The 3,357-nt window shown below is 60.4% G+C and carries 4 protein-coding genes and 1 tRNA gene; 1 reads left to right on the top strand and 4 read right to left on the bottom strand.

Translation table 11 applies throughout. The features are described from left to right. A partial coding sequence (locus tag JCM19049_RS20040) for a glycosyltransferase (RefSeq protein ID WP_279402921.1) occupies positions 1-436 on the bottom strand: 436 nt, incomplete at its 3' end. A gap of 220 nt (positions 437-656) precedes the next feature. On the opposite strand from JCM19049_RS20040, the gene JCM19049_RS10090 reads away from it, so the two are divergent. Beyond that, a tRNA-Val gene (locus tag JCM19049_RS10090) sits at positions 657-732 on the top strand. A gap of 643 nt (positions 733-1,375) precedes the next feature. Here the strand turns inward: JCM19049_RS10090 and JCM19049_RS10085 are convergent. The 3 genes from JCM19049_RS10085 to JCM19049_RS10075 form a co-directional block, all read right to left on the bottom strand. Further along, positions 1,376-1,672, bottom strand: a complete 297-nt coding sequence (locus tag JCM19049_RS10085) for a hypothetical protein (RefSeq protein ID WP_054821519.1) — start codon at positions 1,670-1,672, stop codon at positions 1,376-1,378. Between the two features lie 588 nt (positions 1,673-2,260). Continuing rightward, positions 2,261-2,533, bottom strand: a complete 273-nt coding sequence (locus JCM19049_RS10080; protein ID WP_054821518.1) for a GlsB/YeaQ/YmgE family stress response membrane protein — start codon at positions 2,531-2,533, stop codon at positions 2,261-2,263. Between the two features lie 206 nt (positions 2,534-2,739). Beyond that, the coding region (locus tag JCM19049_RS10075) for an ATP-binding cassette domain-containing protein (protein ID WP_279402920.1) at positions 2,740-3,357 on the bottom strand (618 nt) is incomplete at its 5' end.

Genomic DNA, 3,357 nt, shown 5'->3' with positions numbered 1-3,357 from the left:
GTGGTGGGAAAGGGCAGGGCGGACAGGGTGACCGAGGCCCAGGGACGCCGGTCATCTCGTGCGCCAACCCGGTGCCGAAGCACATGTTCTCACCGATTAGCGCTTCCACCGGAACGCTGCGGTGCGCTGCGATCAGGTCGCGCGCCTGCCCGGGCCCGTTGCTGAAGAAGACCTGGCGCACGCTGGCCAGCAGGCTGGAGAGACTGCGCCCTCGCTGACCTTCGGGAAAGTCGCTTCCAGGTCGTCGTCGTCGAAATCTTGGGCCAGGCGCATGCACGTGATCGCACCCCACCTCGAGGGCCAGGTGCGCGTATTTTTCCCCGGTATAGAACCGCACCTGGTGCCCGCGACCCACCAGCGTGCCAGCGAGGGCGAGCATGGGCACCACGTGACCTGCAAAGGGTGTCGCCGCCAGCAGAAACCGCGCCAGGGCCATTCTCCTTCGCCGCGCCCGTCACGGGCTGCTGAGGTGAATCGGGGGATGCCCACCATACCGCTTGGCTTCGTACGCCGGTAGGGCCAGGAGCGGGGTCGGGGCCGCGAGCGGATGCCACCGGAGAGAGCCACATCACTGATCAAAGATTTGCGCACCGGGACCGGCTCCAGTAAAGTTATTCCCTGTTGGCAGGAAGGTTTTTCCTCTTGTCGCAGGTCAAGGGCCTTTAGCTCAGCTGGTAGAGCGTCACGTTTACACCGTGAATGTCATCGGTTCGATCCCGGTAGGGCCCACCACACAAAACCCGCTGTCACTCGCCTCAACAGGTTGGTGGCAGCGGGTTTTTGTATCCATTGTGTAGTGTTGACCGTCGCAAGTTCCTCGTGTATTCGAGCACTCTAATGTCTCCGGTTCGGTCAAGGGTTTCAATGTGTTTTCCCGCGGGGATACAACCGTCGCACTGTCGTAGCTAATGGATCCTTTGTGGCTAGCCGTCGTTCTTCTGCGCGCAGGGGCCAAATGCAGTCTTTTGGAGCTACCGCAGCCACTACCGGGCAATGCATGAGTCGTGACTCTGTTCTCCACAGGCTCGCTCATGCCCGTCAAACAGCTCTGACTTCTCAACAGAGTCCAGCGATCAGACCGAACATGTTCTTACGCGATTCCGGCCAGGGTTCGACGAGCCCCATGGTTCCCTACTTTGATTGAGCTCGCCCCCTCTTGAGCGATCCCGACGGTGCGCCGGGATCTGAGTGAGCGCCCGATCAGCCGTGTCTTTCCTGTCGCGGTATACGGACCACAGCGCATTACTCGAGCGAACGAGAACCACGAGGCGCTCCACACTGAAAGCTGTCACACCTCTCAGCGGTTCCCAGGCCGTCAATTACGACCGGGGGAACACCCTGGTTGCTTAGTCAGCGCGCGGGCTCTGCATAATACCTAGTCGCGCCAGAGTCCGACGTATCCGACCCACGGCTTGCCGGAGACGTTGTACCGGCTTTGGGCTTTGGGGTCATACTTGCACCAGGACTCGCTCACCCGCACGCCGTTCATCTTAGCGGCCTGCTGCACGATACGAATTGCACGCCAGACTTCGCAGTCTTTCTGCGTTTTGAAGAAGGTCAGTGTTGATCCGGCGAAGCTTCCTGCGTTGGCCGCGGGTGCTGTCGCCAAGCCTGCCCCCGCAATAAGGCCAAAGCTTAGGCTAGCGGCGGCAATTTTCTTTTTGATGTTCACGTTGAACCTCCGTGTAGCGTTCTTTCTGCCTAACAATTGGTTAAACCATTACATAGATAGACGCGACTGTCGAGCCGCGGATTGGAGAACCCGAGGCAAGCTCACGGCAAATGTTGGGGACAGGTCCTGGGTACTTATAGTGAACGGGTAGGTGCCGTGCCGCGTCGTTTGTCATGCGGTGCGATCGCTGTTGCGCTCGTGATCGTGTCTGCGGGAACCGTTGCTGACTGCTAAATATCTTCTTGAACCACCCCGAAGTGGGCAGTGGTCCGTCGGAGCACTTGCTTTGTCGTTTAGATTTCTCGTTACGGGATGAACTCTTTGGAAGTACGAAGCGCCGGCGTTGGGCAGACGACGCGGAGCAGGCTTCCCTCTTAGGAGGGCTTTGAGGGAATCCGCGAGTTCCCTTCCAGTGACGAGACTGAAACCCGATGGAGTTCGACCGCTAAGGTCCTTAGGGCCCTCTGGCGTGTTCTTTCCCAGGAGCGGCAATGCACAATCCAGTTCTTAGTCCGCTCGTCTTGCTGGTGGAGGTAGCATCAGGCCGACAATAGAGAACGGGGCCCTACCCCAAAAGGTAGGACCCGTTCAGTCGTGCAGGTTAAGCCGCTTGCGCGTGAGCAGTCCCCAGATAACGAGGACGATCAGCGAACCGCCGATGGCCAGCAACCAGGTTGACAGGGACCAGAATTCGTCCACTCCGACTCCGAAGATCGCGGATCCAATCCAACCGCCAACGATGGCGCCAACAACACCCAGCAGCAAGGTCACGAGCCAGCCGCCACCTTGCTCACCTGGCTTGATCGCTTTCGCGATCGCACCGGCAATCAGGCCCAAAACAATCCAACCTATGAAACCCATTACTTCCTCCTAAACGGATCGAGTGACTTCGTTCAGCATCAGGACTGTGATGCACCCGGAAAACATTACCCGTAAGTATGGAATTGGGTGCGCACATCTGCAAGGACACGCCACGCGGAAAACCAAAATACGACGCGAAACACACCGTGGCATGCTGGGATCGCAACCGAATGGCGAAATGCAATATCGGGTTACGGCAACAACGGTTAGATGTTCGGCTCCTTTCCAGAGACCGGCTGAAGCTCCAGCTGGGGCCAGTGCCCCAGATCCCGGAGCAGCTGCCGGTCGTGGCTGGAAAGCACAATCGCCGCCTCGGTCGCATCAAAGGCCTCGGTCAACTCGTCCACCAGGGTGATGGACAGGTGGTTGGTCGGTTCATCGAGCAACAGCAGGTTCGGGCGTGCGGCCAGCACCAGGGCAAGATCAAGCCGGCGTTGCTGTCCCATGGACAGCTCTCCCACCCGCTTGTTCATTTCCGCCGAGCGCAGCAGTCCCAGGCTCGCCAACCCCACCACCCGTTTGTCGGGCACCATACCGGCGGCGACCAGCCGGTCCACGTGGTTGGCGTAGATCGTGCTCGCCCGCTGCTCCAACGGAAGCGCGGACTCCTGCTGCAGGAAGGCACGCCGGGCGTGGGCCGAGTGGTGAACTGCTCCCTGATCCGGGTGCAGCTCCCCGGCGAGGATCGCCAGCAGGGTTGATTTCCCGGCACCATTGGCCCGGTGATCAGCAGCCAGCTGCGGCCGCGCACCGTCAGCGACACCGGGGCCAGCCGGCCACGGACACCTACGGCGTCCGCGGTGACCAGTGCCGCACCGGCCCGG

The organism is Arthrobacter sp. JCM 19049, assembly GCF_001310435.1.
This window is presented reverse-complemented; position numbering and strand designations above follow the sequence as displayed.